This is a genomic window from Mucilaginibacter sp. P1_A3 (genome assembly GCF_056406855.1).
In genome coordinates, this window is sequence record NZ_JBFTZJ010000009.1 from 260,438 (window position 1) to 278,542 (window position 18,105).

At 40.8% G+C, this 18,105-nt stretch carries 16 protein-coding genes; 9 read left to right on the forward strand and 7 right to left on the reverse strand.

Annotated elements, in window-relative coordinates:
• Nucleotides 1-162: 162 nt before the first annotated feature.
• The 4 genes from AC1D0K_RS20550 to AC1D0K_RS20565 all read left to right on the forward strand — a co-directional run bounded on the left by AC1D0K_RS20550 (nt 163) and on the right by AC1D0K_RS20565 (nt 4,897).
• A complete protein-coding gene (locus tag AC1D0K_RS20550) occupies nt 163-597 on the forward strand; it encodes a hypothetical protein (protein ID WP_477391232.1) in 435 nt (144 codons plus the stop codon).
• Between the two features lies 1 nt (nt 598).
• The gene (locus AC1D0K_RS20555) at nt 599-1,996 is read left to right on the forward strand and encodes a hypothetical protein (protein ID WP_477441340.1); all 1,398 of its coding nucleotides are present in this window, start codon (nt 599-601) and stop codon (nt 1,994-1,996) included.
• A 72-nt stretch (nt 1,997-2,068) separates the two neighbouring features.
• Nucleotides 2,069-2,938: a hypothetical protein gene (locus tag AC1D0K_RS20560; protein WP_477391582.1), complete on the forward strand. Its 870-nt coding sequence runs from the start codon at nt 2,069-2,071 to the stop codon at nt 2,936-2,938.
• A 510-nt stretch (nt 2,939-3,448) separates the two neighbouring features.
• A complete protein-coding gene (locus AC1D0K_RS20565; RefSeq protein ID WP_477391581.1) occupies nt 3,449-4,897 on the forward strand; it encodes a serine hydrolase in 1,449 nt (482 codons plus the stop codon).
• A gap of 232 nt (nt 4,898-5,129) precedes the next feature.
• On the opposite strand, the gene AC1D0K_RS20570 is transcribed toward AC1D0K_RS20565, so the two are convergent.
• Nucleotides 5,130-5,636, reverse strand: a complete 507-nt coding sequence (locus tag AC1D0K_RS20570; protein ID WP_477391580.1) for a DUF6702 family protein — start codon at nt 5,634-5,636, stop codon at nt 5,130-5,132.
• A 37-nt stretch (nt 5,637-5,673) separates the two neighbouring features.
• Here AC1D0K_RS20570 and AC1D0K_RS20575 point away from each other — a divergent pair, with 37 nt between their 5' ends.
• Complete coding sequence (locus AC1D0K_RS20575; protein ID WP_295717780.1) at nt 5,674-6,264, forward strand: HupE/UreJ family protein; 591 nt, start codon at nt 5,674-5,676, stop codon at nt 6,262-6,264.
• The gene (locus AC1D0K_RS20580; RefSeq protein ID WP_477391579.1) at nt 6,261-8,600 is read left to right on the forward strand and encodes a M1 family metallopeptidase; all 2,340 of its coding nucleotides are present in this window, start codon (nt 6,261-6,263) and stop codon (nt 8,598-8,600) included. The genes AC1D0K_RS20575 and AC1D0K_RS20580 overlap by 4 nt, the downstream gene beginning before the upstream one ends.
• Nucleotides 8,601-8,928: 328 nt before the next feature.
• Here the strand turns inward: AC1D0K_RS20580 and AC1D0K_RS20585 are convergent, their stop codons facing one another.
• Entirely contained in the window at nt 8,929-10,098 is a 1,170-nt protein-coding gene (locus tag AC1D0K_RS20585; RefSeq protein WP_477391578.1) for a hypothetical protein, read from the reverse strand.
• A gap of 200 nt (nt 10,099-10,298) precedes the next feature.
• On the opposite strand from AC1D0K_RS20585, the gene AC1D0K_RS20590 reads away from it, so the two are divergent.
• The 3 genes from AC1D0K_RS20590 to AC1D0K_RS20600 all read left to right on the forward strand — a co-directional run bounded on the left by AC1D0K_RS20590 (nt 10,299) and on the right by AC1D0K_RS20600 (nt 13,658).
• Nucleotides 10,299-10,955: a hypothetical protein gene (locus AC1D0K_RS20590; protein WP_477391577.1), complete on the forward strand. Its 657-nt coding sequence runs from the start codon at nt 10,299-10,301 to the stop codon at nt 10,953-10,955.
• Between the two features lie 94 nt (nt 10,956-11,049).
• Nucleotides 11,050-11,367 carry a DUF6660 family protein gene (locus AC1D0K_RS20595; RefSeq protein ID WP_477391576.1) on the forward strand — a complete coding sequence of 106 codons (318 nt, stop codon included), beginning with the start codon at nt 11,050-11,052 and terminating at the stop codon, nt 11,365-11,367.
• A 104-nt stretch (nt 11,368-11,471) separates the two neighbouring features.
• Nucleotides 11,472-13,658: a TonB-dependent receptor gene (locus AC1D0K_RS20600; RefSeq protein ID WP_477391575.1), complete on the forward strand. Its 2,187-nt coding sequence runs from the start codon at nt 11,472-11,474 to the stop codon at nt 13,656-13,658.
• Nucleotides 13,659-13,801: 143 nt separating this feature from the next.
• Here AC1D0K_RS20600 and AC1D0K_RS20605 read toward each other — a convergent pair whose 3' ends face one another.
• The 5 genes from AC1D0K_RS20605 to AC1D0K_RS20625 all read right to left on the reverse strand — a co-directional run bounded on the left by AC1D0K_RS20605 (nt 13,802) and on the right by AC1D0K_RS20625 (nt 18,029).
• The gene (locus tag AC1D0K_RS20605) at nt 13,802-14,599 is read right to left on the reverse strand and encodes a polysaccharide deacetylase family protein (RefSeq protein WP_477391574.1); all 798 of its coding nucleotides are present in this window, start codon (nt 14,597-14,599) and stop codon (nt 13,802-13,804) included.
• Nucleotides 14,580-15,548, reverse strand: a complete 969-nt coding sequence (locus AC1D0K_RS20610; RefSeq protein ID WP_477391573.1) for a glycosyltransferase family 2 protein — start codon at nt 15,546-15,548, stop codon at nt 14,580-14,582. The genes AC1D0K_RS20605 and AC1D0K_RS20610 overlap by 20 nt, the downstream gene beginning before the upstream one ends.
• A 291-nt stretch (nt 15,549-15,839) precedes the next feature.
• Nucleotides 15,840-17,009, reverse strand: coding sequence for a glycosyltransferase family 87 protein (locus AC1D0K_RS20615; protein ID WP_477391572.1), 1,170 nt, complete (start codon nt 17,007-17,009; stop codon nt 15,840-15,842).
• A gap of 125 nt (nt 17,010-17,134) precedes the next feature.
• Nucleotides 17,135-17,425, reverse strand: coding sequence for a putative quinol monooxygenase (locus AC1D0K_RS20620; RefSeq protein ID WP_477442928.1), 291 nt, complete (start codon nt 17,423-17,425; stop codon nt 17,135-17,137).
• Nucleotides 17,391-18,029 (reverse strand): NAD(P)H-dependent oxidoreductase, encoded by a 639-nt coding sequence (locus AC1D0K_RS20625; RefSeq protein WP_477391570.1) that lies wholly within the window; start codon nt 18,027-18,029, stop codon nt 17,391-17,393. Before AC1D0K_RS20625 ends, AC1D0K_RS20620 begins: the two co-directional genes overlap by 35 nt.
• Nucleotides 18,030-18,105: the final 76 nt, after the last annotated feature.

Here is an 18,105-nt window from a genome sequence, read left to right on the forward strand (position 1 = left end):
CAGGCATTAGGCGCGAAGGCCGGTATTCGTTGCTATCCCTTACGCGGGGGGGATTTCATCCATTGTTCGTGAGGGGGACGGAATTGACTATTACGATAATAATAATCATCACTTAATTAAATTATCTTTATAATTGTTAAAAGATTGATACTAACCTAAACCATGGAGCTAAAATATAAAAACCTGATTGATAGCCAATACCTCGCAATTACATGCCCTCCAAATAATTGTAAAGTTAATGATAGACTTGAAGCGGTAAGATGGGTAGTTCAGCCTGTAGAAAACGACTTGAATTTCCTGCCAAATCACTTATACAATCAGAGAAGAGGAGCTCAGTCAAGGGCAATGAATGAATATGTTAAATGTGGAAACTGTAGTCTATCGTTCCATACATCAATTCAAGCTTCAGAAAATGCTTTCTATTCCTTATCTCCCAACCTTCAACAAAAATTAGGATATACTCACATTGCTCAAGGCACTATCGATGCGGGATGTGGATTAATAACAGATACAAATCCAATAACTCAACATTTCGAGTTTTTCGAATCTCCTAATTTAAATTGGATAAATAACTTTACAATATATAGTCAACTATAAGATGATTAAACCGGCAGGTTATAAAATTGAGTCACTTCCTTACAAAGATTTAGTGAAGGTTCAAGATATATTATATGTTGATGGTCCTTTATTATCTCATTTTAAAGACGAACATGATAATGATTACTTATATTATTGGGTAGATTATGATTCAAAACTAAACCGATCATTGATTGTCAAAAGCACTAAAAAGGACCTTTATAATTACTTATCCGGAGGCATATCATTAAGAAAATTAATAACTCAACTTGATTCGTCTTTTGTTTTTTTAGTAGATCAGGATGCTAATGAAGTAAACGTAAATGTTTTAATGCTTAATGCCTATAGTTTACCTGAAGAGTATTTACCTGATGAAAGAAGCTTTTACACGCTTGGGCTGCCATTATTTTATGATCATTATTTAAAGGACTATAGCTATATAGAAAAACTTAGGGAGAGATCATATGTATTTAAGCTCGAGCCAACGGATAAGGTTCATGATCATACAGTCTCAACAAAGGAAGCGGGTAGTTTCCTTATTGCTATTACCAAATCGATAGATAGTTATATTGATTATACGGCGACCTCAAAACTTAAAGATGTTATAATAGATAGGGCGAGGTTAAATAAAACAATTAATCAACTTAAACAAAAAGCATCTCCCAGGGTAACTGATTCAAGTTACAGTAGTTTTAATGTTTCATTAGCAATTGACACTTTGGTTTTTAAATCTGAAAACAAACACATAGAAGAGTGGCAAAATGATTTAATCGAGGGGTATAAAAATGATGTACTCGACGTCGATTTTTCAAGTCAGGAAGACGCCGGAATAATTGTGGAACGATTCCCTGATCCAGAAACAAGGAAGAAAATATTTGATCCCATTTTCAAAATTTTAGAAAATAAGGATATATCATTAAGTGTGAGTTCGTATAATAGAGGTTTTGAACGTGATTACAGAAGAAACCGACCTGGGGAGAATTTTAAAACTCAAGTTTTGCCGAAACAAACAATTGAAGACGTAATAGAGGCGCAAGAGCAGAAGACTAGAATAATTACAGCTGTTTTTAAACTTCCAGCGGGTGGAACTTTTAGTGATTTTAGAAAAAAAGAACTGATTGAAAATTTATTATTCACTCAGGAAGGCACACAACCTGTTATGCCTATACCGTCTCCAATTGTTGTCGGCGATAGATCGGTCAGTCTTATTGAATCTTTTGAATGTTTACTTATGATTGATCCAAAAGGGAATATTCAATTATTTAACCCCAAATTAGATTTGCAAGCAGAAGCCAATAATATTTTAGATGCAATAGAATCAATCAATATTCAATTTATTAAACTGTTAGAGCAGCATGAAGATAAACCCGACTATGTTGATGAGAAGACCCAAGAATTAGATCGATTAATAGGGAAGTAATCATTGGAGAGGTTTCACAATAAATTATTATTATAATAATTCTAACGTAAGTAAAGAATTTGATGTACTAAAATGGCAAGAGATAATTTTTCCGTAAGTACAGCTCGTATACTGGCCGAACGGGTAGGTTATTTATGCAGCAACCACAATTGTCGAATACATACGGTCGGCCCCAATAATAATGTCGAAAAATCAACAAAAATCGGTGAAGCCGCACATATTACCGCCGCATCCGAGGGTGGACCGCGCTTTGACAAGAATTTAAGGCCAGGTCAAAGAACTAATATTGAAAACGGTATTTGGCTTTGCAGTAACTGTGCGGATCTAATTGACAAGGACTTTGTAACGTACCCGGTACCCTTTTTAAAAAAATGGAAAGCTGATGCGGAACTAGAAATGTATGAGAAGATTAATGGTTTTAATCGGTCTTCGCCTACTGAGTTTACAACTATAAAAACAACAGCTCCATTTCTGGAAGCTGATTTACGTTATAATAGTAGTGGCCGTTGCAATGAAGGCTATAGCTATAAAAACCCAACGGAACTTGACGAATTTGGCAATGCTGTAATGATTATTGGGTTTGCTAACTCTCCGATTATTTATTGGAAGCTTGATTGGGAATTTTCACTATTGATTTATAATAATTCCACTCAACCTGTTTTTAATATCCGTATAAACCCGTTAACAAATATTACATTTTCAAAATTAGCGAAATTACCTAAGATCAATAATCTGTTACCAATTGATAAAATAGAAATATCTGCAGAATTTAACTCTCGAATAGAAGGCAATTACGTGGAAGCAGATGCGCTGTTGGCAAATCGCATTCCCATTGCCTTAGATGGATTGCAGCTGGAGATAAGTTATCTTGACGAGCAACGTAATGAGCATAAAACTATCATGACGATAAACGGTCAAGATATTATAAACACTAGGGGTTAACGAGCTACTTGTAGAGTAGGGGCCTTGTGTTTTATTGAAGGATATATTGAAACCAGCACAGGTCCGCCACTGCTCAAAACCAACACACAAAACCTACGCTAAATTATCTACGCAAATTATGTTGAGACTAAGCCGATCAATCTCAGCATACACCTCATATGCACAGTCTACTACCCGTTCTGTGGGATGCCGAAATAAATTCGGCACGACTATGGGTTTTGATGCGTCTTTTTCATCCAAACATCATCTGCACATTTGAAATCTAAAATCTGCACATCCTAAATGTTATCTGCAATGAAAGTTTCCCTCCGATCATAAGGAACTTTTTTCAATACCCCATATGTAAGGGCAATTAACAAATCAAAACTTTTCCTGTGTGTTGCGCTGTTTTTTGATTTTTTATAAAATTTAATTTTGTTTTAATTTTTATTTCGGAATTTAATTCTAAATTTGAATCTAAAACAGCGATCTTGTTTGTCTGTCTAACTAAAATAAAACCTTATTTACTATATGAAAACTTCCAGATTATTTGCTTTGCCCTTGTTATTATTAGCGCAATTAAGCGTTTCTGCTCAAAACAGTGCCAAAGAAAAAATAAAACAGGTGGAGAACGGGTTGTTTGGAACCACACAAATAGAAGGCGAGGCACCCTGGACTATCCAGGAACGGATGGCTTACTATAAAGTGCCGGGTTTAAGCATCGCGGTTATTCAAAATTACCGTGTAGTTTGGGCTAAGGGATACGGCTTCGCTAACGATAGCTCCAAAACTCCGGTAACTACGCAAACGCTTTTCCAGGCTGGATCTATCAGCAAATCATTAAACGCAGTAGGGATACTTAAACTGGTACAGGATAAAAAGCTGGATCTATATGCTGATATCAACGCTTATTTAACCGATTGGAAATTTCCGTACGATAGTTTATCAAAGGGCAAAAGGATAACCATGGCCAACCTGTTGAGCCATAGTGCCGGCTTAAATTTACAGGGCTTTGGGGGGTATCTGCCAGGAAAACCGCTGCCAACTATAGTGCAGGTACTTAATGGCGAGAAGCCCGCCAATTCCCCGCGTGTACATTCGATGTTCGAACCGGGGCTCCGGTTTCAATATTCGGGCGGGGGGACTATTATTTCGCAACTGATGGTGATGGATATAACACATCGCAACTATGCCGAATATATGAAGAACGAAGTGCTTATGCCACTGGGCATGAAAAGCAGCACCTTTGCCCAGCCGCCTGTGGATGTAAATCCGGCGTTGCTTGCCAATGCTTATAATATGGCCGGCAACCCCCTCCCTGGCAAATTTCATGTCTATCCCGAACAAGCGGCCGCCGGTTTATGGACAAACCCTACCGATCTGGCAAAATACGTTATAGAAATACAGCTTGCTTATGCGGGTAAATCAACAAAGGTACTAAAACAGGCCACGGCAAAATTAATGCTCACCCCTTATATTGGAGGCTTTCCCGGCCTTGGCGTGTTTATTAATAAACAGGATGGTATAACATATTTTAGTCATCCGGGAGTAGATGCAGGATTCCATAGCAATTATACAGCCAGCGTGGAAGGCGGTAATGGTGTAATAGTAATGGTTAATGGCGACAATGATCAGCTGCTTGCAGAAGTGACAAATAGCGTGGCGAAAGTTTATGATTTTAAAGGCATTTTTAAGATCAACGTTAAAAAAGTAATAGCACTGCCTACCGATCGGTTGCAAACCTATACCGGCGAATTTGAATTGGCTCCACAACGTGTTTTAACCATATTTACGGAAGATGGACATCTTTATGTAAGGGCCACCGGAGAAACAAAGCGGGAACTTTACGCACAATCGGAAACAAGATTTTTCCTGAAAGATCTTCCATACGAACTTGAATTTTTACCCGATACAACAGGCAAGGCTAAGCTGGTTTTGTATGCCGATGAAGGGAAACATGACTTGAAGAGGATAAAGTAGGATAGGTGGGCTTGGGTGTTCATGATGCGACTGAGGTGAATATTATCCCTTTTTGTCATCCTTGAGCGATAGCGAAGGATCTACTCTCATCCATGCCTCTTCGCTCTGTACAGTTTGCGAATAGATGCTTCACTGCGTTCAGCATGACAAACAGGTTTTATCATACTAAATCAATCCAACCATCATCTGCACATTTGAAATCTGAAATCTGCACATCCGGATCACATCCAATTTAAAATTCAAATTCCGCATCACTCTCCGGGTTATCCAGCTTGGTACTTTTGCGCTGGCCGCCAACGGTTACGTGCAGCATATTGATTTGTTCGGGGTGTTCGGCAAAAAGGATATCATCATGGATTTCCACTTTTTTTACCTTGCTGATGCCTTTTACTTCAAAATATATCCAGGCGGCATCTTCCTGTATCTCGTAGCCAACATAGCTTAAGTTGAGTGCTTTGCCATCGGTTTTAATGGCCAGGTGCTTTTTAATGTAATCGTTAAGCTGCTGGTTCATTTTGGCGTTGTCCTTCGGGTGTACAATATCAATCGGGCTTTTGTATTGTTTTTCGAGGGTGCGTTCCAGGTCGTCATAAAAAATGCGACAGCTTACTTCAACGCTTTGGTTTTTGGCGTTGTGGTTAATTTCGGTAACACTTACAAAAAATGGGTGGAAAAAGCTAAGCCAGCTTATGATGATCAACTGCAACATGGTATCGCCCTGGTGTTTTATTTTCAGCAAAAAACGTTATTTTTATTGGCAATTGCGAATTAACTCAATGACTGACTTTTCATTATACTTCCAGTTAGGATGGCAACACATCTGTAACTGGGAGGGGTACGACCATATTTTATTTGTTACCGTGCTTTGCGGTACCTACCTGCTGGCCGACTGGCGCAAGGTGCTGGTACTGGTTACCGCCTTCACTATCGGGCACTCTATAACGCTGGCTTTAAGTGTGTTAAATGTTATCCATATCAATACTTCGCTTATTGAATTTTTAATTCCCGTTACCATAGTTTTTACCAGTTTGGTTAATGTGCTCAATAAAAAGCGCACGGCAAATACCATGCGGCTTAACTACTCCCTGGCGCTTTTTTTTGGGCTCATCCACGGTATGGGCTTCTCCAACTATCTTAAAAGTTTGCTGGGCAGCAGCAGTAATATTACCGCCCAGCTGTTCGCTTTTAACCTTGGGTTGGAGTTTGGGCAGGTTTTAATTGTAATATCTGCGTTACTTATCTCTTATTTGTTAATCAAATTTGCCAAAACACCACAGCGCGACTGGACGATGTTCCTGTCGTCGGCTATATTTGGAATTGCTTTTATAATGTGCGTTGAACGTTTTTTTCTAATTAAATACAGATGAATAAATTTTACCCGGCTTTATTTTCCTGCCTCTTATTAGCCTCGGCTTCCTGGGCGCAACATGACAACAACCCCGGCTCAAACCACGGTAACCGTTTTGAGCAATTGGGTACTATGCTTAACACGCCAAATGGCTATCGGTCTGCATCAGGCGCTCCTGGTCCTCACTATTGGCAGCAAAAGGCTGATTATGAGATCAACGCTACCCTTAACGATGATAAGCAGCGTTTGGATGGATCAGAAACCATCACTTATACCAACAACTCGCCCGATGCACTAACTTACCTTTGGTTGCAGCTTGATGAAAATCAACATAAAAAAGATGCTGAAGGCACTACCACCAGCGAGAGCAAAATGCAGGGTAAAATGAGCATGCGCCAGTTACAGGGCGTAATGGGCCATAACCTTGATTTGGGTAACCATATTGAAAGCGTAAAAGATGCAAACGGTGGCACGCTTACCTATACCATTAACGAAACCATGATGCGCATTGAGCTGCCTGCAACCCTGGCGCCGGGCGCAAAATTTAAGTTTAAGGTTAACTGGTGGTACAATATATCCGACAGGATGACCATAGGCGGTCGTGGTGGTTACGAGTATTTCCCCGAGGATAATAATTACCTGTATACCATGACGCAATGGTACCCAAGGATGGCTGTTTATAGCGATTTCCAGGGATGGCAAAATAAACAGTTTATGGGCAGCGGTGAGTTTGCTTTAAACTTTGGCGATTTTAAAGTGAACATTAACGTTCCTGCAGATCATGTGGTAGGTGGTACCGGCCAATGCTCCAACTATGCGCAAACGCTAACTCCGGCCCAGTTTAAACGCTGGAACGCGGCACAGTCTGCGACCTCACCGGTTGAAGTGGTAAATTTGGATGAAGTAAAAAACACCATGAAAGGCCATGCAACCGCCCGCAAAACGTGGGCTTTTCATGCCGAAAACGTGCGCGATTTTGCCTGGGTATCATCACGCCGGATTGTTTGGGATGCCATGAGCACCCAAATTGAAGGTGGTAGAAAAGTAATGGCGATGTCGTACTACGGTCCGGAAGCTTACCCGCTTTACCGTAAATATTCAAGCAAGGTTGTTGCGCATACTATCCGTACGTATTCAAAACATACCATCCCTTATCCTTACCCTGTTGCTATTTCGGTAGAGGCGGCAAACGGTATGGAGTACCCGATGATCTGCTTTAACTTTGGCAGGGCCGAAAAAGATGGTACTTATAGCGAAGCTACCAAGAACGGGATGATTGGTGTAATTATCCACGAGGTTGGTCATAACTTTTTCCCGATGATCGTTAACTCTGACGAGCGCCAGTGGACCTGGATGGATGAAGGCCTGAACACCTTTGTACAGTACTTGACCGAGCAGGAGTGGGACCCTAAATTTCCATCATCGCGCGGACCGGCTTACAAGATTGTGGATTACATGAAAATGCCGAAGAATCAGCTGGAGCCTATCATGACCAACTCAGAAAACATTATCATGTTTGGTCCTAACGCTTATGCCAAACCGGCCACCGCGTTAAATGTATTGCGCGAAACCGTAATGGGTCGCGAGTTGTTTGATTATGCTTTTAAGACTTACGCCAAACGCTGGGCCTTTAAACACCCAACGCCAGAGGACTTGTTCCGCACCATGGAAGATGCCTCGGCGGTTGACCTGGACTGGTTCTGGCGCGGATGGTTCTTCGGAACCGAGCCAGTAGATGTTTCATTGGATAGCGTAAAATACTACCGTTTAAATACCAAAAACCCGGCTGTTGAAGGCTCGGTTGACCGTGCCCAGTTTGATCGTAACCTGGAAAACATCAGCACCACCCGCAATAAAGCAGCAGGAACCCGCTTTGCGGTAGAGGCTGATACTTCATTGCAGGATTTTTACAGCAAATGGGATCGTTTCGCGGCAACACCAATGACCACCAAAAGCTACCAGGATATGTACAGCGCCTTAACTCCTGATGAAAAGAAGCTATACGATAGCAAAAGCTATTTTTACGAGCTTACCTTCAGCAATAAAGGTGGCCTGGTAAGCCCGATAATCATTGAGTGGACTTATGCCGATGGCACCACGGAGATAGATAATATCCCGGCTTACATCTGGCGTAAAAACGAATTTAAGGTGAGCAAGGTATTTGCCAAAACCAAAGAGGTAAAATCCATTAAGCTTGACCCATACCGCCAAACGGCCGATATTGACGAAGCCAACAACAGCTGGCCAAGAGAATACGCCCCATCAAGGTTTGAACTGTTTAAACAACAAACCCTGCCACGCGGCGCCACATCGGGCACCAACCCGATGCAGGAAGCCAGGAAAGGCGGACAATAATATTGAAGCCCCCAGCGTAAGTTGGGGGCTTTTTTGTGGAGTAATTTATGAGTGATGATGATCTTCATGACCAAACCTTTTCACAGTCCGCATAGCGGACGGCCAATATATTAGCAACGGGTTTTAACCCGTTGACCAGGAATATCACAAGCCAATAGTTCCATAGGAAGGACCCATGTATACGCGCCGAACCTACGGTTCTCTCTATCCCTCGTTTGCTTTTTCAACGGGTTGAAACCCGTTGTTACAAAATGTTTCAGGGCTACGCCCTTGGGAAATGGTTAGCCTGAAAACACAGACCACAGGCTAATATGTTATAACAAACTACCTACAATTCATAAGATGATTTCCGACTAATCTCCACCACCAAATCCTTAATCACTTCCCGTCCGCTTTTCCAGCGCTTTAACCGGTTAGCCTGTTGAATTTCCGGCCTTGTTTTAATTTCATGATCTGGTTGATAGTAATCCTGCATGATAGCCTTCATAGCGTTATGGATGTCATGAACGCTTCCATTTAACATCAGTTCCGGGTTATTTTTAACCAGGTCGGCCAAAGCGGCTGCCATGCTTGTGGCGTAATAAGGGCAGTCCCAATCATGTCGATACGGGTTATCGCCTTTAATATTTACCTTCTGTAGCGGGTGCGAAAGATCTTCAACTATTTCTGCTATGGCATCACCAAATACATTCGAATATTCTGCAATAAAGTGATGCCACCAGCGTGGGTGGTGCGGCAGTTCTTTGAGTAAGGTATCACAAACCATCACGCGCCGGGGGAAGTCGGGATTTGCGGGGTCCATGATCACCAGGGATGAGCCAAAATGACCCTCTATCAGCGAATGTCTGCTGAAGATCACAAAGAATTGAGGCTGGGTTTCACCTGCCTCATGCATTTCGGCTGTAAGCGCTTTTACATCGTGTAAGCGCTCTTCCAAAAATCCACGTTTGAAGAGCACATGTAGATTGCCTGCTGATTTTGCCGTGCAGTGCTTACTGTGTTCATCAAATACGTTCCCGTTCGCTGGCCGGCTGGTAAAATGATTGCCGCTATTATAGCGAATTTCTTCTGATCCGGTGGGGTAGGTGCTGATCTCCGCAGTATCGCCTGCTTCGGTCTGCTTGTTAGGATGAACAGAGCGGAATGGAACATGCATTCGCTCACTATCCATCCTGCGGGCAAGGTTATAGATCCGTTGCTCTGTGAAAGCCAATAAGGGATCTCCGCTAATTGGGTCAAAGTAAACACCCCTCGCACGTCGACCTAAATGGCAGGCGATGGAACGATTTTTTAACAATTGCTGAATTGGGTGACGCGTATTCAAAAAGAAATCCCGCAACGCGTCATTTGCCAAATACTCATCCAACGGCTGATCAAATTGAAGCAGCTTTTTATCCTCATGGTTCTGGACCCACGTATGCAAAAAATGATACACTTCCCACTCGAAACAACGGTTGGCTGCTTCTGCTATTTCTTTAGTGCACGTGGGGTGTTGCATGAACTTTCTGGGGGTATGATAATAGACTGTGTTTATTGTATATTACAGTTGTATGAAGTTCGATGCCAATACAAGTAAGCGTCGTATATCTTCTAGGCCTAATATAATGTAAATAGTTGAGTTGTAGGCTTTGATAAACCGTAAAGTCGAGCTTGCGGCTTTTATTTTTTTCTTATCTTGTATCCACTAAATAAAACCTTATGCCTCAGCACCCTAAAAACAAAATCGCTCCCCGGCACGACGGCGAAAAGCTGGAGATCTATACCCTAAGGGATTGGAAAGAATACGTAGGCGAATCGTTGCTGATTGTGTTCAGTGTGTTTTTGGGATTAGTTTTTACCGAGTTTATCAACAGCCGGCATGAAAAGAGCGAGACAAGAGAACTGGTAAGCAACATCAGGGCCGAGCTGGTTAAGAATAAGCAGTTTACCATTGAGCAGTATGCCTATGACCAAAAGGTTTTAAAATCTATCGATTCGGCTTTGGCCGATCCTAAATGGCAGGCCAGGATTGTAACTAACGATGAATTTCACCTAAATTACATTGCCCCGGCCGGGGTTTTGTACCGGTATCTGGATAACGTAGCATGGGATGTGGCCAAGAGCCATAATATCCTTTCGAAGATCAGTTTTAAGCAAGCCGCTTTGCTTACCCGCATTTATGACGAACAAAGCAGAATAATGAAGGTAGAAGATGAAGTAGCCAAAGTGATGTTTGATCCGCAATCGCGCAAAGCGGTAAATACGCATACCACATTGATGCTGATAAAAGATAATTACCACGCCTGGGCGGTGGATAGGGCACCGGGTTTAATAAAACAATACCAGGAAGCCATTGAACTATTGAAGGAGGACTGACAAAAAATGCCCGGGTTTCGCAATGCTTTTTGTTTAATTGGCGTTAATCTATCGCCTATAAAGATTTTACGCTAAATCTCTTACATTTGCCCCAATGAAATTCCTATGCTACATATCTGCCCTGGTTGTGCTGCTGCTTACTGCAAAGCCATGTTGTGCCGATAATGATTGTGGCATCAAAAATACCGTTACGCAAAATGCCCCGGCTAAATCATCACCTAAAGAGAAAGATTGCCAGGGGTGTTCTCCATTTTTTGCATGTGGCTCATGTACCGGGTTTACCGTTACCAAAGCTGTTGATCACACCTTGTTTTTATTGCCCCAAATACCCGTTAAGCATGTTATTGCTTATAATCAACCATATACCGAAGATGTTGCCCAGGCAATATGGCAACCCCCGCAGATAAGTTAATACAACCCCACCATACAGCTATGCAGCTGGCCAATTTTATATTCTATTAGCTTTAAGCTTTGTGCATTCTGCTTTTAGCTTCTACATAACTAATTTCCATATTCATGAAAAAAATCATAGTGCTTTTTACGGCACTTTTATATACCGCTATGGCGTATGCCCAGGATACGTTTAAAGCAATTATTAAAGATGCCAAAACAAACGAAACCCTGATTGGTGCAACGGCATTAATACAGGGGATCAATAAAGGGGCTACCACCGATGCCGCAGGTTTAATTACCTTAACAAACATACCCGCCGGTAAACAAATTATTCGCTTTAGTTATATTGGGTATGATACCAGGACGGACACCTTAACGTTTCCGGTTCAACAATCTTCTCCTATGATAATTTTGCTTCAGGCTAAAGGCAAGGGAGATGGCGAGGAGTTGGGCGAAGTTACCGTTTCGTCTACCCGCAGCAGTCGTACTATTGCCAATATTCCTACCCGGGTGGAGGTGATTTCGGGAGAGGAACTGGATGAAAAAGCCAATATGAAGCCGGGCGATATCCGCATGATGCTTGCCGAAAGTACAGGGATTCAAACACAGCAAACATCGGCAACCAGTAATAATTCCAGTATTCGCATCCAGGGACTTGATGGTAAGTACACCCAAATTATAAGGGATGGGTTCCCGCTTTACTCCGGCTTTTCTGGCGGCTTGGGCTTACTGCAAATAGCACCGCTTGATCTGAAACAGGTTGAAGTTATCAAAGGATCATCATCAACCCTGTATGGTGGCGGCGCTATAGCGGGCCTGGTTAATTTAGTATCCAAAACACCCACCGATCAAAGGCAATTAAATTTCCTTTTAAACGGTACTTCGGCATTGGGTTTGGATGCCAGTGGTTTCTATTCGCAAAAGTTTAAAAAAATGGGGGCCACCGTATTTGCAGCGTATAATCATGGTACGGCTTATGATCCTGCCCATATCGATCTAACGGCCATCCCAAAGTATAACAGGTTTACCCTAAATCCTAAATTATTCTTTTACCTAAACGATAAAACCACCCTGATAACAGGCATCAATAGCACCATAGAGAACCGTATCGGTGGCGATCTTCATTATATTGAAGGCAATGGTAACGCACAGCACAGCTATTTTGAAAAAAATAAAACGGGCAGATACAGCACACAGGCAGAGCTCGACCATACTTTGAATGACAAGGAAAAACTGGTATTCAAGAACAGTGTAAGTTATTTCGACAGGGCTATTAACCTGCCTGATTATCGTTTTTCAGGGGTGCAGTTTTCAACTTATAGTGAAGCAACTTACTCCCGTACAAGCGAAAAATCTGATTGGGTTGCAGGATTAAACTACCTGTCAGAAAACTTTGCTGAGGATAAAAACAATGCTTTTCCGCTGAGAAGTTATAACTACAATACCATTGGTGGTTTTGTACAAAACACCTGGAATGCCACACAAAAGCTGACAATTGAAAGCGGTTTACGCGGCGACTATCACAATCGGTATGGCTTTTTTATCCTGCCACGCATATCGGCATTGTTGAAGCTTAATTCGCATTTTTCAACCCGTTTAGGCGGTGGCTTGGGTTATAAAGCGCCTACTGTATTTACCGAGGACGCCGAACGTATCCAGTTTAGAAATGTGTTGCCTATTGATGTTAAAAATACCACAGCCGAACGATCATACGGCGCAAACTATGATTTTACTTACCGTACCGGTTTATTTGATGATAAGGTAAGCTTTAGCATTAATCAATTGTTTTTTTATACCCGGATAGAGAAACCTATCCTGCTTGCATCACTGCCCAATGGTAATCTCCAATACCAGCAGCCTCGTGGCGAGCTGAATACAAAGGGACTTGAAACCAATGTAAAGTTAACCTATGCCGATTTTAAGCTTTTTATAGGTTATACGCTGGCGGATGTAATGCAGCATACAGATGAGAACATCTCTGTATATCCTTTAGTATCCAAACACAGGTTGAATAACGTACTGGTTTATGAGATAGAGGATAAGTTAAAGATAGGATTGGAGGCTTACTATTTTAGCCCGCAACGTTTAAATGACGGCACTACCGGCAGGGCTTACTGGACTACCGGTCTGATGGCCGAAAAGATCTGGGACCGCTTTTCCCTGTTCGTCAATTTTGAGAACCTGACCGATACCCGGCAAACCAAATTTGATACCATTTATACCGGCAGTATCACCAGCCCGGTATTTAAGGATATATATGCCCCTCTGGATGGTTTTGTTATTAACGGAGGGATTAAAATCAGGCTATAATCAGCTGCAATTTAATTTGTTAGCTACTGTGTGAACCCATCTTTTAGCCTTGCAATACTTTAAAACAATTGTTAAAGATGTGTACACACAGTAGTTTGTTAGGAGGGTATTAAAAAACGCAGATAAATTTTGCCACCTATAATTTAAACAACCAGCTTTAGTTTTCTTTTATCGATTGATTTTACAAACTCATCAGTGCGCATAAATTCATAGCCTTTAGATTGACCCCAGAGGATAAAATCTGCTAATCTTTTTGCCATTGCCTGCCCCGAGTTGTTGGTAATGTATTTTGGTAAGCCGAATCTTTCATCAGTGAGATCGGTAAATTCCCAGGGATGAAAATACAGGTTGAGATAGCCATCTTTGGCATGGGTAATTTTGCTGAGCCACTTTAGTACCGCCAGCGGCAAATTATGAAAGCTAAGCCAAAAAAGCGGAAAGCGGATCAGTGGTGATACCGATGCCGGGATCTGTAACACATTTTGATCATAAAACCAGCTTCGGGGCTTGTTGAAATTATTATATCGCCCGGGGATCCATGTTGGGTTGAGGGATGAATTGTAGGTGTACCCTGCTTTTTCTATTTCCCGTTCATCAACCGGCATCATCCTGGCCATCCTAAAGCCGCTTACCGGGCTGCCCGAGATCTCTTCAAGTCGTGTTTTTGACTGTTTTAGATGCGCTGTTTTAAAATCGGAATGGTAATAGCTATGCGATGCTATTTCATGGCCTTCGCTTACAATTTGTTGAATAACCTCCGGTTTATGATCTGCATAATTGGCGGTGCAAAAAAAAGTAGCTTTAACTTTGGCTGATCTTAATAAATCTAAAATAATGTAAGTGCCATTGGTCGAAATTGATAATTGCTCATCGAAAGATATTGGCTTACTATATTCTAATGGCAGGTCAAATTCCTCGATATCAAACCCTAACAAGATCATTATTTACAGTTAAAAGATTAGATGACCGAATAAGATAGTTGGGGCGCCCCTTTGATTGCATGAATATTTTAGCTACATATATGCCTATGATGCTTAGTACAAGGAGCTGTAGACCGCCAAAAAAAGCAATTGTAGCTATTATTGAAGCCCATCCCGAAACGGCATAGCCAGCAGCATAACTTATTAATACATAGGGGATATATAAAATAGCCAATAACGAAACGCTTATGCCAATAGTGGTCATAAGGTATAGTGGCCTGGCGCTAAAAGCCATAATACTCCTTACGGCGAGCATTAATAATTTAGCAAATGAATAGCTAACCTCGCCGGTATGTCTTTTTGATGGGGTATATGGGATGCCAATTTGCTTAAAGCCGGCCCACTTGATGATGCCACGTAAAAAAAGCTCATACTCATCAATAAGCTTTAATTGTTTAACAACCCTTTCATCCATTAACCTGAAATCGGCAGTCCCATTTTCAAGTTTAATGTCCGATAGCATATTGATCCCTTTATAAAAAAGATTGGAGGTAACTTTTTGATGGATCTTAACATGTGGGTTTGCGTTTTGCCTGTAGGTGTAAACAATGTCATAGCCATTTTCCCAATACTCCAGCATTTTTAGTATCAAATTAGGGGGGTGCTGCATATCGGCATCCATGGTTACTATTGCATCGCCGGTAGCCATAGTAATTCCGGCTTTAAGGGCATTGTCTTTTCCAAAGTTTTTTGAAAGTTCTATGTAAAAAACATTAGTATATACTGCGGTGTTGAATTTTATTTCGTTCAGTGTGTTGTCGCTGCTTCCATCGTCAACAAAAATTAATTCAAAGTCGTAGTCGGTGGCAGTTAAGGTTTTGTTGAGGGCCTGGATAAGAAAACCTATATTATTCTGCTCGTTGTGAGACGGAATAATAATAGAAATTTTCTTTTTAGAAAGGGGGTTCATATAATATAAATTGTTTTAGGCGTAGCAGGTTGGCTTTTTTCAATTATTACTTTATCGGTATTTTCAAATTCAATGTCTGTTGGATAATGCCTGATTAAACGGTGTTTCTATGCCTAAACGGTCATTATAAATTCCAATCAAAATTACTGCATAAATGTAAATTTTTTATTACAAAACTGCAATTTATGTATTATTTTGATTACAGATAGTGCATTGTAAACATTAAAACTGTAGGAATTTTGTACTGCAAACTGAAAGTTACCCAGGCAGCATAATAATTAGCTATGGTAATTAGGTAACCTGTAGCGGTTTAGGATTTACGAAATTCCTGGTGATGGTTTCGTAAATGATTTTAAGCCAGATTAAAAGGCAGGGTAAAGCCTTTAATTTATACGGAATAACATAATTTTCCCTGATGGATTTCGGAAAAAGATCAGACGGGGAAAGGCTGGTTAAGATGAGTGCCGCTACCAGTAAAAATATCTCTAAACGGGTAACGGGCCGGTTTAAATTCATGTACCAGATGGCAACCCCGGCAAACGCGATGATATAGGTAGGTGACTCGGAGCCGCTACTAAAAATAATCGCGAAAATTAAGGCAGAAGCGAGTATAAGTAATTGATATGGTGTTGACTTGAAACAATTTATTCTTAGATACGAAATGCCAAAAATTACTATTGCAGGAATAATTACTACAGTGTTTTTGAGATTAGGGTAGTTGAGGATTTTGCGCAAAAAGCCCATCACGCAAATATCCTGCATCACTGAATTTTCATTTGCTAAATTTTTATCCATGATATCAATATACCAGTCATGATAAGTTTGAATGATAAATGATGGTGAAGAAATCAGCATCGGCAGCACAAACAGCACTGCAGACCAAAAAATAAAGCTTGCAATAAATTTTAGTTTGTTATCAGAGAAGAAAAAGAATGCCAGGCCAACTATTCCATACAGTTTTATAAATGTGCCAAGCGCTATCATTAAGGCAGCCCAAAAATCTTGTTTTCGCTTGATGAAATTAAAGCTCAAAATAATAAAGCCGGCTATCATGGGGTTGCTTTGCACGCTGGCAGATGCCGTCATTAATTCATGAGCGCATATCAGCAAAACAATAAGGTATTGATTTTCTTTTAACGGCAATAGCTGGATAGCTTTAAATAGTATAAAGGCATTAAACATTACCCATAGTATAATGCCAATGCTATCGGGCATAAAGGTAAATGGGGCAAATATTATTGAAAATATAGGGCCGTAATGATTCAGATCATAATAATGCTCTGGCTGGTAAGCATATAAATTATGCTGATGGATGGTATTTAAAAAATTGTATTTAAAAATAGTATAGTTATTAAACCCCTGGTGATTTAAAAGCTCCCGAAGAACGATAAGAAAACTCAGGCCAAACCATAAGGAAAAAACAAAAGGTTTATTATAAATGAGTTTGGTTAGTTTTTGCATGATAAGGGGGTATCGTTCAGCGCAAATATAACAATCCCTCAATAATATAATACTGAATGATTATATTATTGAGGGTTGTATTGAACAGTGCTTATTCTCTATATGAATTTACCGTCCCTTTATTTTTAGCTAACCCGGTCGGTTTTATAAATGGTAAGTTCGCCATCTAAAATAGGCGAAACCTGCTCAATAAACAGCTTAATATGTGGCTGTTTAGCATGTATATCCAACCCTTCCTGGCTGGCCCAGGTTTCGTGAAAAATGAATTGCGTTTCATCTTCGGTTGATTGGTATAGCTCATATTGCAAACAAGCCTCCTCTTTGATTGATCCGGCTACCAGTGCGTCGAGGTATCCTTTTATTTCTTCAGTAAAACCCGGTTTAGATTTCACTAACGCTGTTAAGTAAATCTTCATACTGATGGTTGTTTTGGATAAATAAATTGTTCAAATGTAAGTGATAACGTTGGAGGTCTTTGGGGATGTCGGCATTTTTTTCCACGTCATGAAAATGAATGCCCGGCAATGGTTCCATACCCGTAAAAGCATTCATGCGGTGAAAACCGAATAACGGACCTTCATCAACGCTATGCTCATTAAAGAATTCGCCGGGTAGGGTAAATGCGGTAGTGGGAGCGTTCCATGAAGTAGTTAACATATACTTTTTGCCATGCATCAAGCCACCGGTACCATAATTAATGGCCGGGTTGGCAGCGTTACGCCCATCGCTTCTATAAATGCCATTCTGATAGCCTTCTGTAAAAACCTCGTCTATGTATTTTTTGAAACCGTGCGGCAACTGAAACCACCAAATGGGGGTATGGTAAATAATTACATCGGCCCATTTATAGTTTTCAACTTCCTGTTTAGGATCATAGTCATCATTAACATCGGTTGAACGGATCTCGAATCCCGGTTGTTCTTCAAAATATTTTACGGTGGCATCCAGCAATGTTTTATTAAAACGGCCTCCCGAATGACCAAAAATCTGTCCTCCGTTTATTACAAATATGTTTTTCATTTTATCTCTTTTTATTTTTTATCAAAATTACGGGCTCTGTTGCTACTATTAAAATAACATAAATCATATCTTTGTA